A 22,073-nucleotide genomic window follows, 5' to 3' on the forward strand; every position below is an offset into this window, starting at 1 on the left:
TTAAACCTTAAGGAACTCTTCGCGGCCGCCGAGCCAGCGTTCGAGGTGGGCTTCCACCGTGGCTTTGTTGGCGGGCGTGGCGTCGTGCAGCAGGGCGTGGGCGACGTCACGCGCCTGGTCGACCAGCCAGCCGTCGGTTTCCAGGTCGGCGAAGCGCAGCATGGCCTGGCCGGACTGGCGCGAGCCGAGGAATTCGCCGGGGCCGCGGATTTCCAGGTCGCGGCGGGCGATCTCGAAGCCGTCGGTGGTTTCGCGCATCGTCATCAGGCGCTGCTTGGCGATCGGGCCGAGCGGGCTTTGGTAGAGCAGCAGGCAGACCGAGGCCGCCGAGCCGCGGCCGACGCGGCCGCGCAGCTGGTGCAGCTGCGACAGGCCGAAACGTTCGGCGTGTTCGATCACCATCAGCGAGGAATTCGGCACGTCGACGCCCACTTCGATCACGGTGGTGGCGACCAGCACGTGGATTTCGCCGGCGGCGAAGGCGTCCATCACTTCCGCTTTTTCGGCGGGCTTGAGGCGGCCGTGCACCAGGCCCACGCGCAGGTCGGGCAGGGCGGCGGCCAGGGTTTCGTAGGTTTCGGTGGCGGTCTGCAGCTGCAGGGCTTCCGACTCTTCGATCAGGGGGCAGACCCAGTAGGCCTGGCGCCCTTCCAGCGCGGCGGCGTGCACGCGCGAAATCACTTCGTCGCGGCGGTTCTGGTCCACCACGGCGGTGACGATGGGCGTGCGGCCGGGCGGCAGTTCGTCGATCACCGACACTTCCAGGTCGGCGTAATAGGTCATCGCCAGCGTGCGCGGGATCGGGGTGGCGGACATCATCAGCTGGTGCGGTACGTTGTCGCCGTTGCCCTTGTTGCGCAAGGTCAGGCGCTGGCCGACGCCGAAGCGGTGCTGCTCGTCAACGATGATCAGGCCCAGTTTCGCGAACTGCACGGCGTCCTGGATGATGGCGTGGGTGCCGATCACCAGCTGCGCTTCGCCCGATTCCACCATGGCGTAGGCGGCTTCCTTTTCCTTCTTTTTCAGGCTGCCGGTCAGCCAGGCGACCTTTACGCCCAGCGGTTCCAGCCAGGCGGCGATCTTGCGGAAGTGCTGGTCGGCCAGGATTTCGGTGGGCGCCATCAGGGCGGCCTGGTAGCCGCTGTCGATCGCCTGCGCGGCGGACAGGGCGGCGACGATGGTCTTGCCGCTGCCGACATCGCCCTGCAGCAGGCGCTGCATCGGGTAGGGCTGCTTGATATCGGCGCGGATTTCCTTCAGCACGCGTTGCTGGGCCTTGGTCAGCTTGAACGGCAGCGAGGCCTCGAAGGCGGCCGACAGCGCGCCGGCCTTGCCCAGCACGGCGGCGCCCTTGGCGCGGCGCGCGCGCTGCGCCCGTTTCAGCGACAGCTGCTGCGCCAGCAGTTCGTCGAACTTGACGCGGGTCCAGGCCGGATGGGTGCGGTCGATCAGGGCGTTCTCGTCGATCTGCGCCGGCGGGTAGTGCAGGGTGCGCACGGCGCTTTCCAGCGGGTGCAGGCGCAGGGTTTTCAGGATTTCCGGCGGCAGGGTATCGGTCCAGTCGACGCGCTTCATTGCGTCGGCGATCGCGCGGCGCAGCACCAGCTGCGACAGGCCTTCGCCGGATGGGTAGACCGGCGTCAGCGAGGTTGGCAGCGGCGCCCCTTCGTTGACGATCTTGTAGGCTGGGTGCACCATCTCGGCGCCGAAGAAACCGTGCCGCACCTCGCCGCGCGCCCGCACGCGGGTACCTTCGGCCAGCTGCTTGACCTGGCTGCCGTAGAAGTTCATGAAGCGCAGCTGCATATCGCCCGTCTCGTCGGCGATATGCACCAGCAGCTGGCGCCTCGGCTTGTAGGCGATCTCGTTGGAGGTGACCACGCCTTCCACCTGCGACACCTCGCCGCCGCGCATGCAGGCTTCGCGCACGGTCAGCACTTCCGTCTCGTCCTCATAACGCATGGGCAGGTGCAGCACCAGGTCCATGTCCGAGCGCAGGCCAAGCTTGGCGAGCTTGCTCTCGGCGGTGGCGGCGGGCTTCTTGGTTTTGGCGGGCGACTTCGTTTCCGGCATGTTGGGCATGGTAAAAACACCAGGCTTGGATTCTACCCCGGTTGCTGGTGCCCGTGGCTTGCAATGGCAATTGCCGGTGCCGCCGGAGCCGGCTGCGCGGCAACGGGCGGCGCGCTTCCAGGCGGGTTTGGCGGGGGCGACGGGCAAATAGGCGCCTTTTGCGTGAAATTTGGGCAAATGACGTAAAATAGAGGGTTGCCCAACAGTTTTAGTAGTCCGTCAATGTACTCGCTATCCGATTTCGATTTCCATCTGCCGCCAGAGCGTATTGCCCAATTCCCTCTGCCGGACCGCAGCGCGTCGCGCCTCCTGCACGTGGACGGCAAGACCCTGCACGACCGCCAGTTCACCGACATTATCGACCAGCTGCAGGCTGGCGACCTGCTGGTGATGAACAACACCCGCGTGCTGAAAGCGCGTTTCTTCGGCGTGAAGGACAGCGGCGGCAAGGTCGAGGCACTGGTTGAGCGCGTGCTGGACACCCGCACTGTGCTGGCCCAGCTGCGAGCGTCGAAGTCGCCCGGGCCGGGCGTGAAGATCCGCCTGGCCGATGCCTTCGACGTCACCGTGGGCGAGCGCGCCGGCGAGTTCTTCACCCTGCATTTCGATGCCGACGTGTTCGAGCTGATCGAGCAGTACGGCCGCCTGCCGCTGCCGCCTTACATCGAGCACGCGCCGGGCGAGGTGGACGAGAACCGCTACCAGACCGTCTTCAACAAGGTGCCTGGCGCGGTCGCCGCGCCGACCGCCGGCCTGCACTTCGACGAGCCGCTGCTGGAGAAGCTGCGCGCCAAGGGCGTGAAGTTCGCCTATGTGACCCTGCACGTGGGCGCCGGCACCTTCCAGCCGGTGCGCACCGAGAGCCTGGCCGAGCACAAGATGCACACCGAGTGGTACACCATGCCGCAGGAAACCGTGGATGCCGTGCGCGAAGCGCGCGCCGCCGGTCGTGACGTGGTGGCCGTGGGCACGACCTCGCTGCGCGCGCTGGAATCTGCCTCGCAAGGCGGCACGCTGGAAGCGGGCAGTGGCGACACCAACCTGTTCATCACGCCGGGCTACAAGTTCAAGACCGTGACCCGCCTGATCACCAACTTCCACCTGCCGAAGTCCACCCTGCTGATGCTGGTGAGCGCCTTTGCAGGCTTTACCGAGATCCGCCACGCCTACCAGCACGCGATCGCGAACGAATACCGCTTCTTCAGCTATGGCGACGCCATGCTGCTGACCACGCACAACCGTGCTTAAGGAACACCCATGCTTGAATTTAAACTGATCAAAAAAGACGCCACCGGCAAGACGCACGCGCGGCGCGGCACCGTTAAGCTGAACCACGGCGAAGTGCAGACCCCGATCTTCATGCCGGTCGGCACCTACGGCTCGGTCAAGGCCATGTCGCCGCTGGAGCTGAAGGAAATCGGCGCCCAGATCATCCTCGGCAACACCTTCCACCTGTGGCTGCGCCCGGGCAACGACGTGATGTCCAAGTTCGGCGGCCTGCACGGCTTCATGGGCTGGGACAAGCCGATCCTGACCGACTCGGGCGGCTTCCAGGTGTTCTCGCTGGGCGAAATGCGCAAGATTACCGAGGAAGGCGTGACCTTCAATTCGCCGATCAACGGCGACAAGCTGTTCCTGTCCCCGGAAATCTCGATGCAGATCCAGCGCGTGCTGAACTCGGACATCGTGATGCAGTTCGACGAGTGCACCCCGTACGAAATCGACGGCCGCCCGGCGACGCTGGAGGAAGCCGCCAAGTCGATGCGCATGTCCCTGCGCTGGGCGCAACGCTCGATGAACGAGTTCAAGGCCGGCGAAAACCCGAACGCGCTGTTCGGCATCGTGCAGGGCGGCATGTACGAGAACCTGCGCGACGAGTCGCTGGAAGGGCTGGAGAAGATCAACTTCCCGGGCCTGGCCATCGGCGGCCTGTCGGTCGGCGAGCCGAAAGAGGACATGATGCGCATCCTGCAGCACGTCGGCCCGCGCCTGCCGGAGAACAAGCCGCACTACCTGATGGGCGTCGGCACCCCGGAAGACCTGGTCAATGGCGTGGCCAACGGGGTCGACATGTTCGACTGCGTGATGCCGACCCGCAATGCGCGCAACGGCTGGATCTTCACCCGCTTCGGCGACATCAAGATCAAGAATGCGCGTTATAAGGATGACAAGGAGCCGCTCGACCCGACCTGCTCCTGCTACACCTGCCGCAACTTCAGCCGCGCCTACCTGCACCACCTGCACCGGGCGCAGGAGATCCTGGGCGCGCGCCTGAACACCATCCACAACCTGCATTATTACCTGGACATCATGCAGCAGATGCGCGATGCGCTGGACGCGGACCGCTTCCCGGACTGGGTGCAGCAATTCCACGCCGACCGCGCGCGTGGTATTTAAATCTATGTTAAGCCACCCAATATAGGAGGGCGGCTAAGCGGGTGCTAGAATACACCGCTTAATTTTTATCCAACGCGTTTTACTTAACCTAAGAATTTGGAGTCACCGTGTTCATTTCCAACGCATACGCCCAATCCGCAGCCGCTGATGCCGGCATGATGGGCAACCTGGGTACTTTCCTGCCGCTGATCCTGATGTTCGTGGTCATGTACTTCCTGATGATCCGCCCCCAGCAAAAGCGCGCGAAAGAGCAGAAAGCCATGATGGAAGCCCTGGCCAAGGGCGATGAAGTCGTGACCATCGGCGGCATCCTGGGCAAAGTGTCCAAGGTGACCGAGCAGCACGTGACCATCGAAGTTGCCAGCGGCACCGAGATCGTAGTGCAAAAGCACGCAGTGTCCTCCCTGCTGCCGAAAGGCACCCTGAAGGGCCTGTAATGACTGGCGCGGGCGGCTTGTGCCGCCCGTTTTTGTATTGCCTGAACATTCAAGACTATGAATCGCTATCCTGTCTGGAAATACATCCTTATTGCCGTGGTGGTGCTGCTTGGCGCCCTGTACACGGCACCTAACTACTTCGGCCAGACGCCTGCGCTGCAGGTCACCAGCGGCAAGTCTACTGTCAAAGTGACCAGCGCCCTCGCCACCCAGGTGGAAGAGCTGCTGAAGAAAGAGAACATCAAGACCGACGGCGTGGCCGTCGACGGCACCGGCATGCACGCCTCCGTGCGCGCCCGCTTCGCCGATACCGACACCCAGTTCAAGGCGCGCCTGGCGCTGGAGAAGGGCCTGAACCCTGACCCGAACGACCAGACCTATATCGTGACGGTGAACCTGGTGTCGAACACCCCGCAATGGATGCAATCGCTGCATGCCCTGCCGATGTACCTGGGCCTGGACCTGCGCGGCGGCGTGCACTTCCTGATGCAGGTGGACACCAAGGCGGCGCTGAACAAGCGCATGCAAGGCATGCAGGCCGCGATCAAGTCCCAACTGCGCGAGAAGGAAGTGCGCCACGCAGGCATCGACCGCGTCGGCGACACCATCGTGATCAAGTTCCGCGAAGACGCCATCCGCCAGAAGGGCAAGAAGATCATCCAGGACCAGCAGCCCGACCTGAACGTGGTGGACGCCGCCGACGGCGAGGAACTGCGCCTGGTCGCCAGCCTGAAGCCGGCCGCGCTGAAAGCCACCCTGGACAACGGCGTGCAGCAGAACATCGCCACCCTGGGCAAGCGCGTCAACGAACTGGGCGTGACCGAGCCGATCATCCAGCAGCAAGGCCCTGACCGTATCGTGGTTCAGCTGCCGGGCGTGCAGGATGCCGCGCGCGCCAAGGACATCATCGGCCGCACCGCCACCCTGGAAATCCGCATGGTGGACGAGAGCGTGACTCCGGGCACCGAGCTGACCGCCTCCATCCCGTACAACTCCGAGCTGTTCACCGCCGGCAAGGGCACCCCTGTCGTGCTGTACAAGGACGTGGTGCTGACCGGCGACTACATCTCCAGCGCTACCGCCTCCTTCGACCAGAACCAGCAGCCTGCCGTGAGCATCGACCTGAACGGCGACGGCGGCCGCAAGATGCGCGAAGCAACCCGCGACCGCGTCGGCAAGAAGATGGCCATCGTGTTGTGGGAGAAGAAGAAAGCCGAAGTGCTGTCGGTGGCGACCATCCAGGAAGAACTGGGCAGCCGCTTCAACATCACCGGCATGGGCAGCATGGAAAACTCGGCTGAACTGGCGCTGCTGCTGCGCGCCGGCGCGCTGTACGCCCCGATGGAAGTGATCGAGCAGCGCACCGTCGGTCCTGCACTGGGCGCCGAGAACATCAAGAAGGGCTTCTACTCCACGATGTACGGCTTTGCCGCCATCGCGGTGTTCATGATCATCTACTACATGATGTTCGGCTTCTTCTCGGTGCTGGCGCTGGCCGTCAACCTGCTGCTGCTGATCGCCATCCTGTCGCTGCTGCAGGCCACCCTGACGCTGCCGGGTATCGCCGCAATTGCGCTGGCGCTGGGTATGGCGATTGACGCCAACGTGCTGATTAACGAACGCATACGCGAGGAATTGCGCAACGGGGCCAACCCGCAGGCGGCGATTTCCGCCGGCTTCGAGCACGCATGGCACACCATCCTGGACTCCAACGTGACCACCCTGATCGTGGGCCTGGCGCTGCTGGTGTTCGGTTCCGGCGCGGTGCGCGGCTTCGCCGTGGTGCACAGCCTGGGTATTTTGACTTCGATGTTCTCCGCAGTCTTCGTTTCGCGCGGCGTGGTGAACCTGTGGTACGGCCGTAAGAAGAAGCTGCAGTCGCTCTCTATCGGCACCGTATGGAAACCAGCCAACTAAGGAAATAGAGATGGAATTTTTCCGCATCCGTAAAGACATCCAGTTCATGCGGCACGCGTTGATTTTCAACGTCGTGTCGGCGCTGACCTTCGTGGCAGCGGTGTACTTCCTGGTCACCAAGCAGCTGCACTTCTCGGTGGAGTTCACCGGTGGCACCGTGATGGAAGTGAAATACCCGCAAGCCGCCAACCTGGAAAAGGTGCGCGGCACCCTGACCGCGCTGGGCTACCACCCTGAGGTGTCGGCCATCGACACCGCGCGCGACGCCATGATCCGCCTGCCGAATGCCGCCGGCACCTCGGCCGCCGACACCGCCGCCCGCGTGTTCGGCGAGCTGTGCAAGGCCGAGCAAGGCACCGTCAAGCAGATCGACAAGGTCACCGACAAGGGCGCGCACGAGCTGAAGAGCGCCTGTATCCACGCCGACGGTTCCGAAGGCGTGGCGCTGCAGAAGGTCGAATTCGTCGGCCCGCAGGTCGGCGAAGAGCTGGCGCAGAACGGCCTGAACGCGCTGATCATGGTGGTGGTGGGCGTGATGATCTACCTGGCCATCCGCTTCGAATGGAAATTCGCAGTGGCCGCCATCGTCGCGAACCTGCACGACGTGGTGATCATCCTCGGCTTCTTCGCCTTCTTCGAATGGGAATTCTCGCTGACCGTGCTGGCCGCCGTGCTGGCGGTGCTGGGCTACTCGGTCAACGAATCGGTGGTTATCTTCGACCGTATCCGCGAGAACTTCCGCAAGCAGCGCAAGATGACCGTGCATGAAGTGATCGACAACGCGATCACCTCCACCATCTCGCGCACCATCATCACCCACGGCTGCACCCAGCTGATGGTGCTGTCGATGCTGTTCCTGGGCGGCCCGACGCTGCACTACTTCGCCATCGCGCTGACGATTGGTATCTGCTTCGGTATTTACTCCTCCGTATTCGTGGCAGCCGCCGTGGCCATGTGGCTGGGCGTGAAGCGCGAAGACCTGAACAAGCCGATCAAGGAGAAGGACGAGACCGACGGCGCCGACGTTTAAGCGAGCGCAGCCGCACCCCAAGATTCGGGGTCAGGTCTGACAATCGGACAAAAGGTGCCCTTGGGCACCTTTTGTCCGATTGTCAGACCTGACCCCGAATTTCGTTTACGAGCTCGGCGGGAGACAGGCGGGCGTCGAGGGTGAGGCCGGCTTCGTCGGCTTGCAGCGGTTCCAGTGCGGCGAGCTGGCTGTCCAGCAGGGAGGGCGGCATGAAGTGGTTGCTGCGCGCCTGCATGCGCTGGGCGAACAGGGCGCGCTCGCCGTGGATGTGGGCGAAGCGCAGGCCGGGGTCGGCGGCGCGCAGGCGGTCGCGGTAGCGGCGCCGCAGCGCGGAGCAGGACAGCACCAGGCCCTGGCCGGCCGTGGCGGCGCGCGCGATCTCGGCGGCCAGGCTGGCCAGCCAGGCGGCGCGGTCGGCATCGGTCAGTGGGACCCCGGCGCGCATCTTGGCAATGTTGGCGGGGGAGTGGTAGTCGTCGCCTTCGACGAAGCGCACGCCCAGCGCATCGGCCAGGGCGGCGCCGATGCAGCTTTTGCCGCTGCCGCTGACGCCCATCACGACCCAGCGTGCTGTCATGCGCTTTCCCGCGCCATCAGGGTGAAGCCGAGGTCGATGCGCTGCGCCGCTATTTCGGTGCCGCGGATGCTGGCCAGCAGCAGGCTGGCGGCGTCAAAGCCGGTCTGGTACAGCGGCGTGCCGACGGTGGTGACGGAGGGCTTCATCCAGGCCGAGGCGGGCAGGTCGTTGAAGCCGCAGATGGCCAGCTGTCCGGGCACGCTGATGCCGCGCCGCTGGCACTGGAAGATGGCGCCGTGCGCCAGGTCGTCGTTGCAGCAGAAGATGGCGTCGAGGCCGGGCACGTTGGCCAGCATGCGTCCCAGCAGCTCGGCGCCGAGGGCGATGGTGGAGGGCTCGGGCACCATCAGCTCCAGCGCGGGATCGGCCAGGCCGGCTTCCTGCATCGCCTTGCGGTAGCCTTCGGCGCGCCGCAGGGTGCGTTCGTCGAGCTGGGCCGCCATGTAGCCGATGCGCCGGCGGCCTTTATCGATCAGGTAGCGCGTCATGGCGTAGCCGGCATCGACTTGCGAGAAGCCGACCGACATCACGCCGGGATCGGGCGACAGGTCCATCATCGATACCACCGGCACGCGCGAGGTGGCCAGCATCTGCTGCACGCGCGGGCTGTGCGTCAGGCCGGACAGCAGGATGCCGTCCGGGTTCGATTGCATGTAGGCGAACAGCAGCTTCTCTTCTTCCGCATCCGAGTAGCGCGTATTGCCGATCAGGATCTGGTAGTTGCAGGGATCGAGGGCGTCCTGGATGCCGGCCAGCACCGCCGTGAACACGGCATTGGAGAGCGAGGGTACCAGCACCGCAATCACCTTCGATTGCGCCGAGGCCAAGGCGCGCGCGGCGCGGTTCGGCACATAGCCCAGTTCCAGCACGGCCTTGTCGACGCGTTCGCGCAAGGTGGCGGACACCAGTTCCGGCTGGTTGATGGCGCGCGAAGCGGTCATCGGCGCTACGCCGGCATGCGCTGCCACATCTGAGAGGGTGACCTTGCCGAGTGCGCGGCTCTTGGTAGTGGGGCTCTTGCTCATGCGGGGATTATAACTATGTTAAGCTGCTCGCCTCTCAAAAAAGGAGCCCCGATGAGCCGTGCCGGCCGCCTGTTCCAATTGATGGATGCCATGCGCGGCAGCCGCCGTCCCGTTACCGCGGCTGCGCTGGCCGAGCAGCTGGGCGTGTCCGAGCGCACGATCTACCGCGACATGCAAACCCTGGCCGAGCTGGGCGCGCCGGTCGAGGGCTCGGCCGGCCTGGGCTACCTGCTGCGCAGCGGCTTCTTCCTGCCGCCCTTGATGTTCGATGTCGACGAGCTGGAAGCCTTGGTGCTCGGGGCGCGCTGGGTGCGGCGCCAGGGCGACACGGCGCTGGCGCAGGCCGCCGCCAATGCGCTGGCCAAGATCGCCACCGCCACGCCGAAGGACTTGCGCGACGATATGGCCGACACCAGCCTGTGGGTGCCGCTGGGGCGCGACGCGCCCGAGCACGATGCATTCGTGCAGCCGGCGCGCGAGGCGATCCGGCGCCAGCACAAAATGCGCATCCATTACCGCGACGAGAACGGCGCGACCTCCGAGCGCACGGTGTGGCCGTTCGCGCTGGCCTTCTTCGAGGGCCGCCGCCTGCTGGCGGCCTGGTGCGAGATGCGCAACGCGAACCGCCACTTCCGCATCGACCGCATTGCCCAGGCCGAAGCGCTGCCGGAGCGCTACCCGACGCCGCGCCACGCCCTGCTCAAACTCTGGCGCGAAGAGAATGCCATCAAGGACGACGACTACTGACAGAAACTGTCAGGAGCCTTTGGTTACCATGGGCGCATTCGATCAACCCACAATGGAGTTTAACGATGCGCCTGTATCAGAATCCCCTGTCTTCCAATGCCCGCCGTGTCTTGCTGCTTGCAAGGCACCTGGACTTGAAGCTCGATGAAGTCTTCGTCGACCTGGGCAACGAAGCCGAACGCGCGCGCCTGCGCGAGGTAAGCATTTGCGGCAAGGTGCCGGTGCTGGACGATGGCGGTTTCGTGCTGTGGGAATCCTGCGCCATCATGCAATACCTGGCCGACCTGCACGGCGCCGAGGACCTGTACCCGAAAGCGCTGCAAGCGCGCGCCGACGTCAACCGCTGGATGTTCTTTGCCGCCCAGCATTTCTCGCCGGCAGTCGGCATCCTGACCTGGGAATACCTGTGGAAGAAATTCGTCACCGGCCAGGGTCCCGACCCGGTCGAGATCGCCAAAGGCGAAGCCTTCGTGCATGAGCACGCTTCGGTACTCGACAAGCACCTGGCCCAGCACCAGTGGCTGAGCGGCGATGCGCTGACGCTGGCCGACTACGCCGTGGTGGCGCCGATGATGTATATCGAGCGCGCCAAGGTGCCGGTCACGCAGTATCCGCACCTGATGGCCTGGTTCGAGCGCATGCGCCAGCTGCCGGCCTGGCAGCAAACCGAGACGCCCTGGCCTTTTTAAATTTATGTGAGATGACGCACAGAGTGTGGCCGGGCCGGAACTTAAGATGGAACCGTCTCTTTCAGGACATCCCTAGTTTTGGACTTGGCCCACTCCCCGGAGTGGGCATTTTTTTTGAAAGGGACACGATGCAATCCGTATCGGTACTGGATTCAAGCATTGCTTACCGCGAACTTGGCGAACGCAGTGCGCGTGCCGTGATCTTCTTGCACGGCAATCCGACGCATTCCTTCATCTGGCGCGACATCATGCCGCACGTGGCCGGCAAGGCGTATTGCCTGGCGCCCGACCTGATCGGCTTTGGCGCCTCGGGCAAGCCCGACATTGCCTACAGCTTCCTCGAACACGCCGCCTACCTCGAAGCCTTCCTGCAAAAGATGGAAGTGGAAGAATTCATCCTGGTGGGCCAGGACTGGGGCGGCGCGCTGGCCATCCACCTGGCCGCGCGCTACCCATCCAAAGTACGCGGCGTGGCGCTGATGGAGTTCGTGCGCCCCAGCCCGACCTGGGAGGATTTCCACCCGCTGGAGCAGGCGCGCGAGCGCTTCAAGCTGATGCGCGCGCCGGGCAGCGGTGAGGAGTATGTGCTGCAGCAGAATTTCTTCATTGAACAGATGCTGCCGAAAGGCTCGCTGCGCGCGCTGCGCCAGGAGGAGATGGACGCCTACCGCGCGCCATTCCCGACACCGGAGTCACGCAAGCCGATGCTGGCCTTCCCGCGCATGATGCCGATCGCGGGCGAACCGGCCGAGGTGTACGGGCTGCTGGAACGCAACGAAGAGATCATGGCCACCGCGCAATACCCCAAGCTGATCCTGTTCAGCCCGGACGGCGTGCTGACCCCGCGCCCGGTAGCCGAACGCTACGCCGCCCGCTTTGCCAACTGCCGGCTGGTGGAACTGGGCGAAGGCACCCACAACCTGCAGGAAGACCACCCCCACGCCATCGGCCGCGCCATTGCATCCTGGCTCTAGAAAAAATGGGGACGGAAAAAATGGGGACGTACCCCATTTTTCGCGCAGCGAAAAATAGGGTACGTCCCCATTTTTTCCTTCCCCATTTTTTCCTAATGCAGCAGGGCGGCGGTGAGGGATTTCACTTCTTCGGCGGACTCTTCCATGATGGAGGCCAGGGTGCCGTCGCCAATCGCGAAGTCGATCGTGCTGGCGGCGGACAGGGAGGTGGCGCCGGGCCGGGCGTGCAGCGGGGAGGCGATCGGCGACAGGTCGTTGGCCAGCAGCAGGGTATCGCCCAGGTTCTCCGGCGGCAGGGCGCGCAGGCCTTCCCACATGGCTTCCACCGACTTCATCACATTCTCGGGAATCATCAGCTTTTGCAGCACGCCGCGGCCGATCTGCACCTCGCCGTAGGTGGCCCAGTCTTCCGGGTCGCCTTCCATCACTTCGGGATAGGCTTCGGCCTGCGACAGCATGTAGAAGCCGCCTACTTCGTGCACGATGCCGGCGAACATGGCCGTGTCGGGGTCGACATGGGAGACGCGCCGCGCAATCACCTGCGCCAGCGCCGCCACATGGGCCGTGTGTTCCCACAACTGGTTGGATTTGGCCTTGAGCAGGGGATTGCGGATCTTGCTGCTCAGCTGGCGCACGATGACGGAGGCCACCAGCGACTGCAAGGTGCGCACGCCAAGGCGCTGCACCGCCGTCTTCACGCTGGAAATCTCCATGCCGGAGCGGTTGTAGGCCACCGAGTTGGCAATGGCCACCGTGCGCGCCGCCAGCAGCGGGTCGGCCTGCACCAGCTTGGCGGCCAGGTCGATGTGGCAATTGTCGTCGTTGAGCGCGCGCTGCAGCTTCATCGACGCATCGAGATTGGTGGGGAAGGCAAGCTCACCGCGGCCCGCTTGGGCGGCAATTGCTTTAAAGGCGTCCAGTCTGTCCATGCGAAAAATTATAAGCAGAAAATTGCCCCAGGGAACTATCCCGGGGCAATAAATTTGATGAATTTTTCCGCAGGCCGCGCCGGACGCGATTGAATTACGCTATGCGCCGGGTTCAGCCTTCGCTGAAGATGGCGTCGCACCCTTCCACGGTGCCCTCGACATCTCCCAGTTCGTCGACCAGTTCCAGGTCTTCGAGTTCCTCCACCGCATTGGTGAAGCTGTTGTGCTTGGTGGCGCCGATCAGGCGGTAGATTTCACCGTCTTCATTGCGGATGCCAATCAGCAGTTTTTCCTTGCGCACAGCGTCGGCCGTGGTGTTTTCCAGCAGCAGGTTGCCGGTGATTTGCTTGTCGAACTTGGCCGGCGTTACGCCTTCCAGCAGGGTAGTCTTTAACATTCTTGTCGTTCTTTATAGTGGTGAACCAGCACTGATCGTGGCCTTCAGCCCGGCCAGGGTGCGTTCCAGGGCGTCAAAATCGGCGTCGCTGTACCCGGAGAACAGGTGTACTCCTTTGGCGACGATGACCGGGAACACCTTGGCAAACAGCTCTTCGCCCGCCGGGGTCAGGCGGACGAAATAGGAGCGCTTGTCGCCGGCGTTGCGTTCCTTCTCCACCAGGCCCTTCTGCTCCAGGCGTTCGATAACGCCGGTCAGGGTGCCTTTGGTGATCAGGGTGCGCTCGCCCAGCTCCTTGTAGCTCATGCCGGCGGTGTTGCCCAATGTGGCGATGATATCGAATTGCGCGTGGGTGAGGCCAAGCTGGCGTACATGTTCGCCTGACCATCGTTCAAAACCCTGCATGCATTCGGCCAGCAGCCGGATGCTTTTCAAATACCGTTCGCCCATGACACAGGATTATAGCGCCCGCCTGCGCTGCATTGCATCGGTTACCATATGCAAACTTATAACAATATGCAGTTTTCGCCATGCCCCAACACGCGCGCGGTATCCTGGCCCTGCTGGTGGTGACCCTGGTGTGGGGCACCACCTTCCCGGCCATGAAGGACATGACCGACAGCCTGTCGGCCAACTGGATCGTGGTGTCACGCTTTGCGATCGCCGGCGTGCTGCTGTCGCCCTTCCTGTTGCGGGCGCGCTTGCGCGACCTGCATTACGGCTTCCTGGCCGGCGTGCTGCTATTCTTCTGCTACCTGGCCCAGGTGGAGGGCCTGAGCCTGACGTCGTCCAACCGCAACGCCTTCATCTGCGGGCTGAATGTGCTGGTGGTGCCGCTGCTGGGCATTGCCATGGGCAAGTGGCCGGACAAGCGTATCGTGCTGGCCCTGCTGCTGGCGGTGGCTGGCCTGTTCGCCCTGTGCTGGGAGGGCAGCTTCGCCTGGAGCCGCGGCGATTCGCTGGCGCTGGCGGCGGCCTTCCTGTTCGGCCTCTATATCAAGGTGATGGAGCAGTTTTCGCGCAAGGTGGAGCGCCTGATGACGCTGACCGTGGCGCAGATCTGGACCGTGGCGATCTTTGCCGGCCTGTGGATCCTGCTGCGCGAAGTGCCGCGCGGCGTGATCGACGTGCCGCACGACGCGGCCGATTACTACAGCTATATCTGGATGGAGCTGGTGGCCTTCAAATGGAACCTGCTCTACCTGGGCCTGATCGCCACCGCCGCCATCATTTCCCTGCAAACCTGGGGCCAGAGCCATGCCACGGCCAATGAAGCGGCCGTGATTTACGCCTTCGAGCCGGCCGCTGCCGCCATATTTGGCTACTTCTGGCTGGGCGAGACGATGGGGCCGCTGCAGTTGCTGGGCGCGGCATTGTTGATCTCCGGTATGATAGTCAGTCAATGGAACACCCCAGAGCGCCCGGCGTCGGCGCTGGTCCCCGAATAAAAGATGTCATTTGCTCAACTTAGTCGCCTGGCCCAGGAGCAGCCGCTGCGCATGCTGCTGGTGCATGCGGGCGAACCGGACAACCTGGCCTGGTCCGGCCTGGTGCAGCCCTTGCGGCTGGCCCAGCGCATCCTGGACGGCGCCTTCCAGCTCGACGTGCTGGCCCCGGCCCAGGTCGCCAGCGCCGCCGGCGGCTGGCAGCTGGCGCTGCTGGTGGCGGACGAAGGCACGCCCCGTCTGCCCGATGCCGAGCTGCGCGCCGTGCTGGAGCGCTGCCGCGAAGCCGATTACTGGGGCGGGGTGGGCGCTGGCGTGCTGTGGCTGGCGCAGGCCGGCGCGGCTGGCAATACCCGCATTGCGCTGCCCTGGGCCCTGTACGCCGAAACCGAGGACATTACCGAGCGCGCCATCCTGACCCCGCACCTGTTCGAGCTGGACGGCCGCCTGCTCAGCTGCTGCGGCGGCGCCGCCTCGCTCGACTTCGCGCTGACCCTGGTGGACGCCCTGTTCGGCGCCAATGTCCAGGCCGAAATCAAGGAAGCCCTGTGCATCGACCGCGTGCGTTCGCAGGACGAGCGGCAGCGCGTGGCCCTGCAGGCCCGTTTCGGCGTGCTGCAGCCCAAGCTGTCGGAAGCGGTGACGCTGATGGAAGCCAACATCGAAGAGCCGCTCTCGACCGACGACATCGCCGGCCTGGTCGGCCTGTCGCGCCGCCAGTTGGAGCGCCTGTTCAAGCAGTACCTGGGCTCGCTGCCCTCGCGCTACTACCTCGAGCTGCGCCTGCAGCGCGCCCGCCAATTGCTTTTAGAAACAAACCATTCCATTGTGCAAGTTGGCCTGATGTGCGGCTTTTCCTCCGGCTCGCACTTCTCCACCGCCTTCGGCACCCTGTTCGGCAACACCCCGCGCGAAGAGCGCCAGCGCAAACTGCAGGGCTAAGTTGCTTAAAAAATGGGGACGTACCCCATTTTTTCGCAAAGCGAAAAATAGGGTACGTCCCCATTTTTTAAGCAATTTTGAAAATCCTTGTCGCAGATTCAAAAGAGTTTTAGCATCCCCGCTTTTACAATGCAGTACACCTTACTATTGATGGGGATTCGCCATGAACGCCAAGCTTGACTCTTCTGTTACCACCCGCCCTGTAACCCGCGCTACCTTTGACGAAGTCATCGTCCCAACTTACGCACCTGCGCAAATGGTGCCGGTGCGCGCTTCGGGCCTGGACCTGTGGGACCAGAACGGCAAGCATTACCTGGATTTCACTTCCGGTATCGCCGTGGCTTCCCTGGGCCATTGCAACCCGGTGCTGGTGGAGGCGCTGACCAAGCAGGCCAACACCCTGTGGCACCTGGGCAATGGCTACACCAACGAGCCAGTGCTGCGCCTGGCCACCGCGCTGACCGAAGCGACCTTCGCCGACCGCGCCTTCTTCTGCAACTCCGGCGCGGAAGCCAATGAAGCGGCCCTGAAGCTGGCGCGTAAAGTGGCGCACGCCAAGTACGGCGACAAGAAGCCGCGCATCGTGTCCTGCCTGAACTCCTTCCACGGCCGTACCCTGTTCACCGTGTCCGTCGGCGGCCAGGCCAAGTACACCGAGGGCTTCGAGCCGCTGCCACCGTCGATCGACCACATCCCATACAACGATATCGAGGCGGCCAAGGCGGCCATCGGCGATGACGTGTGCGCGGTGATCGTGGAGCCGGTGCAGGGCGAGGGCGGCGTGATGCCGGGTAACCCTGAATACCTGAAGACCCTGCGCGAGCTGTGCGACAAGGTCGGCGCGCTGCTGATCTTCGACGAAGTGCAGTGCGGCATGGGCCGTACCGGTTCCCTGTTCGCTTACCAGGGCTACGGCGTGACCCCGGACATCCTGACCTCGGCCAAGGCGCTGGGCAACGGCTATCCGATCGGCGCCATGCTGACCACCGACGAACTGGCCAAGCACCTGGCAGTGGGCACCCACGGCACCACCTACGGCGGCAACCCGCTGGCCGCCACCGTGGCGCTGACCGTGCTGGAAACCATCAACCAGCCGGCTTTCCTGGCGCGCGTGAAAGAGGCGTCCGAGAAGCTGATCGGCAAGCTGGAAGGCCTGGTGCGCGATTTCCCGCAGGTGTTCTCCGCCGTGCGCGGCGCCGGCCTGCTGCTGGGCCTGGTGGTGGCGGAGCCGTTCAAGGGCCGTTCCAAGGATATCCAGCGCGCGGCTGAGGCGCATGGCCTGATGATCCTGATCGCCGGCATGGATGTGGTGCGCCTGGCGCCTGCGCTGATCGTGTCCGATGCGCAGATCGATGAGGCGGACCGCATCATCCGTCTGGCTGTTGCTGACCTGACCAAGGCTTAAACCCGATAAACCAGGGTACGGCCCAAGGGCCGGACCCTTGCCCGCGGCGGCCGCAGACTGGGGTCTGACCCTTGGGTCTGACCCCGCCTTTCCGGGTTTAGGAAAGACGCCCGGTGCCATCGCCGGGCGCTTCGTTTCAAGAGAAGAATAAAAGAGGAGCCCCCCATGTATGTAGTCCGTCCGGTAGAAACCGCCGACATCGCCGCCCTCGAGTCACTGGCTGCCGTCAGCATGCCGGGTGTCCATACCCTGCCGAAAACGCGCGAGAAGATCGAGCAGGCGGTCGAAGGATCGATCGCATCCTTCTCCGCCCACGTCGACATCCCGAGCGAAGAGTCGTATATGTTCGTGATGGAGTCGCTGGCCGATAAAAAGATCGTCGGCACCGCCGCCATCCACGCCTCGGCCGGCTCGAACGGCACCTACTTCTCCTTCCGCAACGACGTGATCCAGCAGGTCTCGCGCGACCTGAACATCAGCCACAGCGTGCATGCGCTGACGCTGTGCTCCGAACTGACCGCCTATTCGCAACTGTCCGGCTTCTACGTCGACGCCAGCGTGGCGCAGCGTCCGGAAGCGGCCTTGCTGTCGCGTTCGCGCCTGCTGTACGCGGTGCAGGCGCCGCACCGTTTCGGCGACCGCTTCTTCGTGCCGCTGGCCGGCCTGACCGATGAACAGGGCGGTTCGCCGTTCTGGGATGCGCTGGGCCGCAAGTTCTTCAAGATGGACTTCCTGGACGCCGAGCGCGTGATCGGCGGCGCCCGCAACCGCACCCTGATCGTCGAGCTGATGCCGCACTATCCGGTGTACGTGCCGCTGCTGCCGGGCGATGCGCAGGCCGTGATGGGCCAGATCCACCCGAGCGGCGAACTGGCCTTCAACCTGCTGACCGCCGAAGGCTTTGAAGCCGACGAATACATCGACATCTTCGACGGCGGCCCGATCCTGCAGGCGCACAAGCATTCGCTGCGCACCTTCACGTCGTCCATGCCGCGCCGCGTGGCGCCTGCCAGCGGCACGCCGGCCAGCGATGCGGTGGCGACCTACGCCGTGTCCACCGGCCCCGACCAGCGCTTCCGCGCCGTGACCATCCACTGCGCGCCGCTGGAGAACAGCGAAACCGTCTGCCTGCCGAAGGAAGTGCAGGAAGTCCTGCGCGTGTCCGAAGGCGACACCGTGACCTGCGTCCGCATTTAAGAACGAGAATACCTATGCTAGTTGTACGCGCCATCAAAGCGAGTGACCTGGACGGATTGTTCAACCTGGCGAGCCAGGTGGGCACCGGCATGACCACGCTGAAACCGGACATGAAGATGATGGGCGACCGCGTCGCCGTCGCCGTCGCGTCCTTCAACGAAACCATCCCGCCGGAACAACGCGACTATATGTTCGTGATGGAGGACACCGCCACCGGCCGCCTGGCCGGCGTGTGCGCCATCAAGAGCGCCGTCGGCCTGACCGAGCCTTTCTACAACTACCGCATCGGCACGCTGGTGCATTCGAGCCGCGAGCTGAACGTGTTCACCCGCATGGACACGCTGTACCTGTCGAACGACCTGACCGGCTGCTCCGAGCTATGCTCGCTGTTCCTGCACCCGGACTACCGCCAGGGCAACAACGGCAAGCTGCTGTCGAAGTCGCGCTTCCTGTTCATCGCCCAGTTCCCGCACCTGTTCGAGCAGAAGATCATCGCCGAGATGCGCGGCTACCAGGCGGAGGACGGCAGCTCGCCGTTCTACGAGGGCCTGGGCCGCTACTTCTTCAAGATGGACTTCCACCACGTGGACGACCTGACCGCACTGGGCAAGAAGTCCTTCATCGCCGAGCTGATGCCGCGCCAGCCGCTGTACGTCGACTATCTGCCGCAGGATGCGCGCGATGCGATCGGCAAGGTGCACCAGGCCACTGTGCCGGCGCGCCGCCTGCTGGAGCAGGAAGGCATGCATTACGAAGGCTACGTCGACATCTTCGACGCCGGCCCGGTGCTGCAGGCACGCGTGTCCGAGCTGCGCGCCATGCGCGACAGCGAGCTGGCCGTGGTGGAGCGCGATACCGACACCGCCCATGCCTGCGCGCTGCATACCAGCGAACCTTACCTGGTGTCGAACACGGTCATGAAGGATTTCCGCATGATCCTGACCGACGCCAATCCAGCGGACGGCAGCATCGACCTGTCGTCCGAAGAACAAGCGCTGCTGCATTGCCACTCCGGCGAAACCGTGCGCACCCTGTCTCTCAACGTGAGGAAGAACCAGAATGTCTGAACAAGCACTGAGCAATTTCATCAACGGCCAATGGAAGGCTGGCCACGGCGAGACCATCGTGACCACCAACCCGGCCACCGGCAAGCAGACCTACGCGTCGCAGGAATCGACCGCGAGCGACGTGGCGCAAGCCGCGCAAGCCGCGCGCGCCGCTTTTGAAGCCTGGGCCTTCCGTCCGCTGGAAGAGCGCATCGCCATCGTCACCAGATTCCGCGACCTGCTGAAGGAAAACGCGGAAGACCTGGCGCAGACCATCTCCGAGGAAGTGGGCAAGCCGCTGTGGGAAGCGCGCACCGAAGTGACCACCATGGCCAACAAGGTGGATATCTCGATCACCGCCTACGGCGCGCGTACCGGCGTGGTGTCGTCCAAAGTGGCCGACGGCGAAGCGGTGCTGCGCCACCGTCCGCACGGCGTGTTCGGCGTGTTCGGCCCTTACAACTTCCCCGGCCATCTGCCGAACGGCCATATCGTGCCGGCGCTGATCGCCGGTAATACCGTGGTGTTCAAGCCGAGCGAGTACGCGCCGCGCACCGCCATCAAGACCGTGGCGCTGTGGGAGAAGGCGGGCGTGCCGGCCGGCGTGATCAACCTGGTCAACGGCGGCCGCGAAACCGGCATCGCTCTGGGCCAGAACGAGGAAATCGACGGCGTGCTGTTCACCGGCTCGAGCCAGACCGGCGCGGCGCTGCACAAGCAGTTCGGCGGCCAGCCGGGCAAGCTGCTGGCGCTGGAAATGGGCGGCAACAATCCGCTGATCGTGTGGAACCCGACCGACATCGACGCCGCCGTGTTCATGGCGATCTCCTCCTCCTTCATCTCGGCCGGCCAGCGCTGCACCTGCGCGCGCCGCGTGATCGTGCAGAAGGGCGAGCAGGGTGACGCCTTCGTCAAGCGCCTCGTGGAAGTCGCTTCCAGGCTGGGCATCGGCGCCCCGGCGGCCGAACCGGCGCCGTTCATGGGCCCTGTGGTTTCCGCCGCCGTGGCCGAGCGCCTGGTGCAGGCGCAGGCCGATATGGTGGCCAAGGGCGGCAAACTGCTGCTGGAAATGCGCCAGCTGGAGCCGGGCACCGGCTTCGTTTCGGCCGGCATTGTGGATACCACCGACGCCAAGGGCATCCCGGACGAAGAGTGGTTCGGCCCACTGGCCCAGGTCATCCGCGTGGACGATTTCGACGCCGCCATCAAGGCCGCCAACAACACCGGCTACGGCCTGGCCGCCGGCCTGATTTCGACCGACGAGTCGCTGTGGCAGAAGTTCCAGCTGCGCGCCCGCGCCGGCATCGTCAACTGGAACCGCCCGACCACCGGCGCGGCCAGCTCGGCCCCGTTCGGCGGCGTCGGCAAGTCCGGCAACCACCGTCCTAGCGCATACTATGCGGCGGACTACTGCGCCTACCCGGTCGCTTCGATCGAGAACAGCGCCCTTGAAATGCCGGCCAAGCTGTCGCCTGGCATGAACTTCTGAGGATGACCATGCGCCCAGCACGCGAATACAACTTCGACGGCCTGGTAGGCCCGTCGCACAACTACGCCGGCCTGTCGTTCGGCAATGTCGCTTCCTTCAACAACGTCAAGAGCGCTTCCAACCCGAAGCAGGCCGCCCTGCAGGGCCTGGCCAAGATGCGCGAGCTGGCCAGGCGCGGCTTCGCGCAGGCGCTGCTGCCGCCGCAGGACCGCCCGAATTTCCGCCTGCTGCGCAGCCTGGGCTACAGCGGCTCGGATGCGGACGTGATCGCGAAGGCGTACGCCGATTCGCCGGTGGTCCTGGCCTGCGCCTATTCGGCCTCGCCGATGTGGACCGCCAACGCGGCCACCGTCAGCCCGTCGGCCGATACCGCCGATGGCCGCGTGCACTTCACCGCCGCCAACCTGAACAACAAGCTGCACCGCGCCTTCGAGCACGTGCAGTCGGCGCGCGCGTTGCGCGCCATCTTCAAGGACCCGCGCTTCTTCGCCGTGCATGATGCGCTGCCGGGCACCCCGGCCTTCGGCGACGAGGGCGCGGCCAACCATACCCGCCTGTGCGACCAGCACGGCAATCCGGCGGTGGAGCTGTTCGTCTACGGCCGCGTGGAATTCGACCCGAGCGCGCCGGCGCCGAAGAAATTCCCGGCGCGCCATACGCTGGAAGCATCGCAGGCGGTGGCCCGCCTGCACGGCCTGGACCCGGCGCGCTGCGTGTTCGTGCAGCAGAACCCGGACGTGATCGACCAGGGCGTGTTCCACAACGACGTGATCGCGGTGGGCAACGGCAATGTGCTGTTCTACCATGAGCAGGCGTTCGCCGACGAGCAGGCCGCGCTGGCCTCGATCCGTGCGGCGATGCACGGCGTGGGCGCCGAGCTGGTGGCGATCCGCGTGCCGACCGCCGAAGTGTCGGTGGCCGATGCGGTGTCGTCCTACCTGTTCAATACCCAGCTGCTGTCCAAGCCGGATGGCAAGATGGCGCTGGTGACCCCGCACGAGTGCCAGGAGATTGCTTCCGTGGCGGCCTTCCTGGAGAAGCTGGTGGCGTCCGGCGGCCCGGTCAATGAACTGATCCACTTCGACCTGCGCCAGTCGATGCGCAACGGCGGCGGCCCGGCCTGCCTGCGCCTGCGCGTGGCGCTGACCGATGAAGAGGCGGCGGCCATGCACCAGGGTGTTGTGATGACCGAAACGCTGTACCATACCCTGGTCGCGTGGGTGGAAAAGCACTACCGCGACCATCTGGAGCCGAAAGACTTGGCAGATCCGCAACTGGCGGTCGAAGTGCATGCGGCTTTGAAAGAGCTGGAACAGATCCTGGGCCTACCCGGCCTGTACGATCTGTAAGACCCGAT

General features: G+C 64.5%; 21 protein-coding genes. 15 read left to right on the top strand and 6 right to left on the bottom strand.

Going from position 1 to position 22,073, the window contains the following annotated elements; all coding sequences use genetic code 11:
- Entirely contained in the window at positions 1-2,082 is a 2,082-nt protein-coding gene (gene recG, locus ACE3TQ_RS11360; RefSeq protein WP_374582282.1) for an ATP-dependent DNA helicase RecG, read from the bottom strand.
- A gap of 213 nt (positions 2,083-2,295) precedes the next feature.
- On the opposite strand from recG, the gene queA reads away from it, so the two are divergent.
- The 5 genes from queA (at position 2,296) to secF (ending at position 7,854) form a co-directional block, all read left to right on the top strand.
- Positions 2,296-3,321 (top strand): tRNA preQ1(34) S-adenosylmethionine ribosyltransferase-isomerase QueA, encoded by a 1,026-nt coding sequence (gene queA / locus ACE3TQ_RS11365; protein ID WP_374582283.1) that lies wholly within the window; start codon positions 2,296-2,298, stop codon positions 3,319-3,321.
- 9 nt (positions 3,322-3,330) lie between these two features.
- The gene (gene tgt / locus ACE3TQ_RS11370; protein WP_374582284.1) at positions 3,331-4,470 is read left to right on the top strand and encodes a tRNA guanosine(34) transglycosylase Tgt; all 1,140 of its coding nucleotides are present in this window, start codon (positions 3,331-3,333) and stop codon (positions 4,468-4,470) included.
- Between the two features lie 107 nt (positions 4,471-4,577).
- Positions 4,578-4,907: a preprotein translocase subunit YajC gene (gene yajC, locus ACE3TQ_RS11375; protein ID WP_374582285.1), complete on the top strand. Its 330-nt coding sequence runs from the start codon at positions 4,578-4,580 to the stop codon at positions 4,905-4,907.
- A 57-nt stretch (positions 4,908-4,964) separates the two neighbouring features.
- Complete coding sequence (gene secD, locus ACE3TQ_RS11380) at positions 4,965-6,824, top strand: protein translocase subunit SecD (RefSeq protein ID WP_374582286.1); 1,860 nt, start codon at positions 4,965-4,967, stop codon at positions 6,822-6,824.
- 10 nt (positions 6,825-6,834) lie between these two features.
- Positions 6,835-7,854, top strand: coding sequence for a protein translocase subunit SecF (gene secF / locus ACE3TQ_RS11385; RefSeq protein WP_374582287.1), 1,020 nt, complete (start codon positions 6,835-6,837; stop codon positions 7,852-7,854).
- Positions 7,855-7,936: 82 nt separating this feature from the next.
- Here secF and ACE3TQ_RS11390 read toward each other — a convergent pair whose 3' ends face one another.
- The gene (locus tag ACE3TQ_RS11390) at positions 7,937-8,431 is read right to left on the bottom strand and encodes a gluconokinase (RefSeq protein WP_374582288.1); all 495 of its coding nucleotides are present in this window, start codon (positions 8,429-8,431) and stop codon (positions 7,937-7,939) included.
- Positions 8,428-9,456, bottom strand: coding sequence for a LacI family DNA-binding transcriptional regulator (locus tag ACE3TQ_RS11395; protein ID WP_374582289.1), 1,029 nt, complete (start codon positions 9,454-9,456; stop codon positions 8,428-8,430). Before ACE3TQ_RS11395 ends, ACE3TQ_RS11390 begins: the two co-directional genes overlap by 4 nt.
- A gap of 51 nt (positions 9,457-9,507) precedes the next feature.
- On the opposite strand from ACE3TQ_RS11395, the gene ACE3TQ_RS11400 reads away from it, so the two are divergent.
- The 3 genes from ACE3TQ_RS11400 to ACE3TQ_RS11410 all read left to right on the top strand — a co-directional run bounded on the left by ACE3TQ_RS11400 (position 9,508) and on the right by ACE3TQ_RS11410 (position 11,866).
- Positions 9,508-10,203 carry a helix-turn-helix transcriptional regulator gene (locus ACE3TQ_RS11400; protein WP_374582290.1) on the top strand — a complete coding sequence of 232 codons (696 nt, stop codon included), beginning with the start codon at positions 9,508-9,510 and terminating at the stop codon, positions 10,201-10,203.
- Positions 10,204-10,268: 65 nt separating this feature from the next.
- Positions 10,269-10,892 carry a glutathione S-transferase family protein gene (locus ACE3TQ_RS11405; RefSeq protein WP_374582291.1) on the top strand — a complete coding sequence of 208 codons (624 nt, stop codon included), beginning with the start codon at positions 10,269-10,271 and terminating at the stop codon, positions 10,890-10,892.
- A 128-nt stretch (positions 10,893-11,020) separates the two neighbouring features.
- Positions 11,021-11,866 carry a haloalkane dehalogenase gene (locus ACE3TQ_RS11410; RefSeq protein ID WP_374582292.1) on the top strand — a complete coding sequence of 282 codons (846 nt, stop codon included), beginning with the start codon at positions 11,021-11,023 and terminating at the stop codon, positions 11,864-11,866.
- 92 nt (positions 11,867-11,958) lie between these two features.
- On the opposite strand, the gene ACE3TQ_RS11415 is transcribed toward ACE3TQ_RS11410, so the two are convergent.
- The 3 genes from ACE3TQ_RS11415 to ACE3TQ_RS11425 all read right to left on the bottom strand — a co-directional run bounded on the left by ACE3TQ_RS11415 (position 11,959) and on the right by ACE3TQ_RS11425 (position 13,642).
- Positions 11,959-12,795, bottom strand: a complete 837-nt coding sequence (locus ACE3TQ_RS11415) for an HDOD domain-containing protein (RefSeq protein WP_374582293.1) — start codon at positions 12,793-12,795, stop codon at positions 11,959-11,961.
- A 112-nt stretch (positions 12,796-12,907) separates the two neighbouring features.
- Positions 12,908-13,192 carry a hypothetical protein gene (locus tag ACE3TQ_RS11420; protein WP_374582294.1) on the bottom strand — a complete coding sequence of 95 codons (285 nt, stop codon included), beginning with the start codon at positions 13,190-13,192 and terminating at the stop codon, positions 12,908-12,910.
- A gap of 12 nt (positions 13,193-13,204) precedes the next feature.
- Positions 13,205-13,642 carry a MarR family winged helix-turn-helix transcriptional regulator gene (locus ACE3TQ_RS11425; RefSeq protein WP_374582295.1) on the bottom strand — a complete coding sequence of 146 codons (438 nt, stop codon included), beginning with the start codon at positions 13,640-13,642 and terminating at the stop codon, positions 13,205-13,207.
- Between the two features lie 80 nt (positions 13,643-13,722).
- Between ACE3TQ_RS11425 and ACE3TQ_RS11430 the strand changes: the two genes are divergently transcribed.
- The 7 genes from ACE3TQ_RS11430 to astB all read left to right on the top strand — a co-directional run bounded on the left by ACE3TQ_RS11430 (position 13,723) and on the right by astB (position 22,065).
- The gene (locus ACE3TQ_RS11430; RefSeq protein WP_374582296.1) at positions 13,723-14,640 is read left to right on the top strand and encodes a DMT family transporter; all 918 of its coding nucleotides are present in this window, start codon (positions 13,723-13,725) and stop codon (positions 14,638-14,640) included.
- A 3-nt stretch (positions 14,641-14,643) separates the two neighbouring features.
- Entirely contained in the window at positions 14,644-15,579 is a 936-nt protein-coding gene (locus tag ACE3TQ_RS11435) for a GlxA family transcriptional regulator (protein ID WP_374582297.1), read from the top strand.
- Between the two features lie 163 nt (positions 15,580-15,742).
- On the top strand, positions 15,743-16,984 hold the full coding sequence (locus ACE3TQ_RS11440) for an acetylornithine/succinyldiaminopimelate transaminase (protein ID WP_374582298.1): 1,242 nt from the start codon (positions 15,743-15,745) through the stop codon (positions 16,982-16,984).
- Between the two features lie 165 nt (positions 16,985-17,149).
- On the top strand, positions 17,150-18,181 hold the full coding sequence (locus ACE3TQ_RS11445) for an arginine N-succinyltransferase (protein WP_374582299.1): 1,032 nt from the start codon (positions 17,150-17,152) through the stop codon (positions 18,179-18,181).
- A 14-nt stretch (positions 18,182-18,195) separates the two neighbouring features.
- A complete protein-coding gene (gene astA / locus ACE3TQ_RS11450; RefSeq protein WP_374582300.1) occupies positions 18,196-19,248 on the top strand; it encodes an arginine N-succinyltransferase in 1,053 nt (350 codons plus the stop codon).
- Positions 19,241-20,716: a succinylglutamate-semialdehyde dehydrogenase gene (gene astD / locus ACE3TQ_RS11455; protein ID WP_374582301.1), complete on the top strand. Its 1,476-nt coding sequence runs from the start codon at positions 19,241-19,243 to the stop codon at positions 20,714-20,716. Before astA ends, astD begins: the two co-directional genes overlap by 8 nt.
- A gap of 8 nt (positions 20,717-20,724) precedes the next feature.
- A complete protein-coding gene (astB, locus tag ACE3TQ_RS11460; protein WP_374582302.1) occupies positions 20,725-22,065 on the top strand; it encodes an N-succinylarginine dihydrolase in 1,341 nt (446 codons plus the stop codon).
- Positions 22,066-22,073 lie beyond the last annotated feature (8 nt).

It is taken from the genome of Pseudoduganella sp., assembly GCF_041914865.1.
Taxonomy (GTDB): Bacteria; Pseudomonadota; Gammaproteobacteria; order Burkholderiales; family Burkholderiaceae_D; genus Rugamonas.

Bases quoted from the DNA above. Each gene is read 5' to 3' on its own strand.
- ACE3TQ_RS11435 (WP_374582297.1), top strand. From the start codon at position 14,644: ATGTCATTTGCTCAACTTAGTCGCCTGGCCCAGGAGCAGCCGCTGCGC.
- ACE3TQ_RS11425 (WP_374582295.1), bottom strand. From the start codon at position 13,642: ATGGGCGAACGGTATTTGAAAAGCATCCGGCTGCTGGCCGAATGCATG.
- ACE3TQ_RS11415 (WP_374582293.1), bottom strand. From the start codon at position 12,795: ATGGACAGACTGGACGCCTTTAAAGCAATTGCCGCCCAAGCGGGCCGC.
- ACE3TQ_RS11395 (WP_374582289.1), bottom strand. From the start codon at position 9,456: ATGAGCAAGAGCCCCACTACCAAGAGCCGCGCACTCGGCAAGGTCACC.
- ACE3TQ_RS11390 (WP_374582288.1), bottom strand. From the start codon at position 8,431: ATGACAGCACGCTGGGTCGTGATGGGCGTCAGCGGCAGCGGCAAAAGC.
- astB (WP_374582302.1), top strand. From the start codon at position 20,725: ATGCGCCCAGCACGCGAATACAACTTCGACGGCCTGGTAGGCCCGTCG.
- ACE3TQ_RS11445 (WP_374582299.1), top strand. From the start codon at position 17,150: ATGTATGTAGTCCGTCCGGTAGAAACCGCCGACATCGCCGCCCTCGAG.
- secF (WP_374582287.1), top strand. From the start codon at position 6,835: ATGGAATTTTTCCGCATCCGTAAAGACATCCAGTTCATGCGGCACGCG.
- astD (WP_374582301.1), top strand. From the start codon at position 19,241: ATGTCTGAACAAGCACTGAGCAATTTCATCAACGGCCAATGGAAGGCT.
- secD (WP_374582286.1), top strand. From the start codon at position 4,965: ATGAATCGCTATCCTGTCTGGAAATACATCCTTATTGCCGTGGTGGTG.
- ACE3TQ_RS11420 (WP_374582294.1), bottom strand. From the start codon at position 13,192: ATGTTAAAGACTACCCTGCTGGAAGGCGTAACGCCGGCCAAGTTCGAC.
- ACE3TQ_RS11405 (WP_374582291.1), top strand. From the start codon at position 10,269: ATGCGCCTGTATCAGAATCCCCTGTCTTCCAATGCCCGCCGTGTCTTG.
- ACE3TQ_RS11410 (WP_374582292.1), top strand. From the start codon at position 11,021: ATGCAATCCGTATCGGTACTGGATTCAAGCATTGCTTACCGCGAACTT.
- astA (WP_374582300.1), top strand. From the start codon at position 18,196: ATGCTAGTTGTACGCGCCATCAAAGCGAGTGACCTGGACGGATTGTTC.
- tgt (WP_374582284.1), top strand. From the start codon at position 3,331: ATGCTTGAATTTAAACTGATCAAAAAAGACGCCACCGGCAAGACGCAC.
- ACE3TQ_RS11400 (WP_374582290.1), top strand. From the start codon at position 9,508: ATGAGCCGTGCCGGCCGCCTGTTCCAATTGATGGATGCCATGCGCGGC.
- ACE3TQ_RS11430 (WP_374582296.1), top strand. From the start codon at position 13,723: ATGCCCCAACACGCGCGCGGTATCCTGGCCCTGCTGGTGGTGACCCTG.
- queA (WP_374582283.1), top strand. From the start codon at position 2,296: ATGTACTCGCTATCCGATTTCGATTTCCATCTGCCGCCAGAGCGTATT.
- ACE3TQ_RS11440 (WP_374582298.1), top strand. From the start codon at position 15,743: ATGAACGCCAAGCTTGACTCTTCTGTTACCACCCGCCCTGTAACCCGC.
- recG (WP_374582282.1), bottom strand. From the start codon at position 2,082: ATGCCCAACATGCCGGAAACGAAGTCGCCCGCCAAAACCAAGAAGCCC.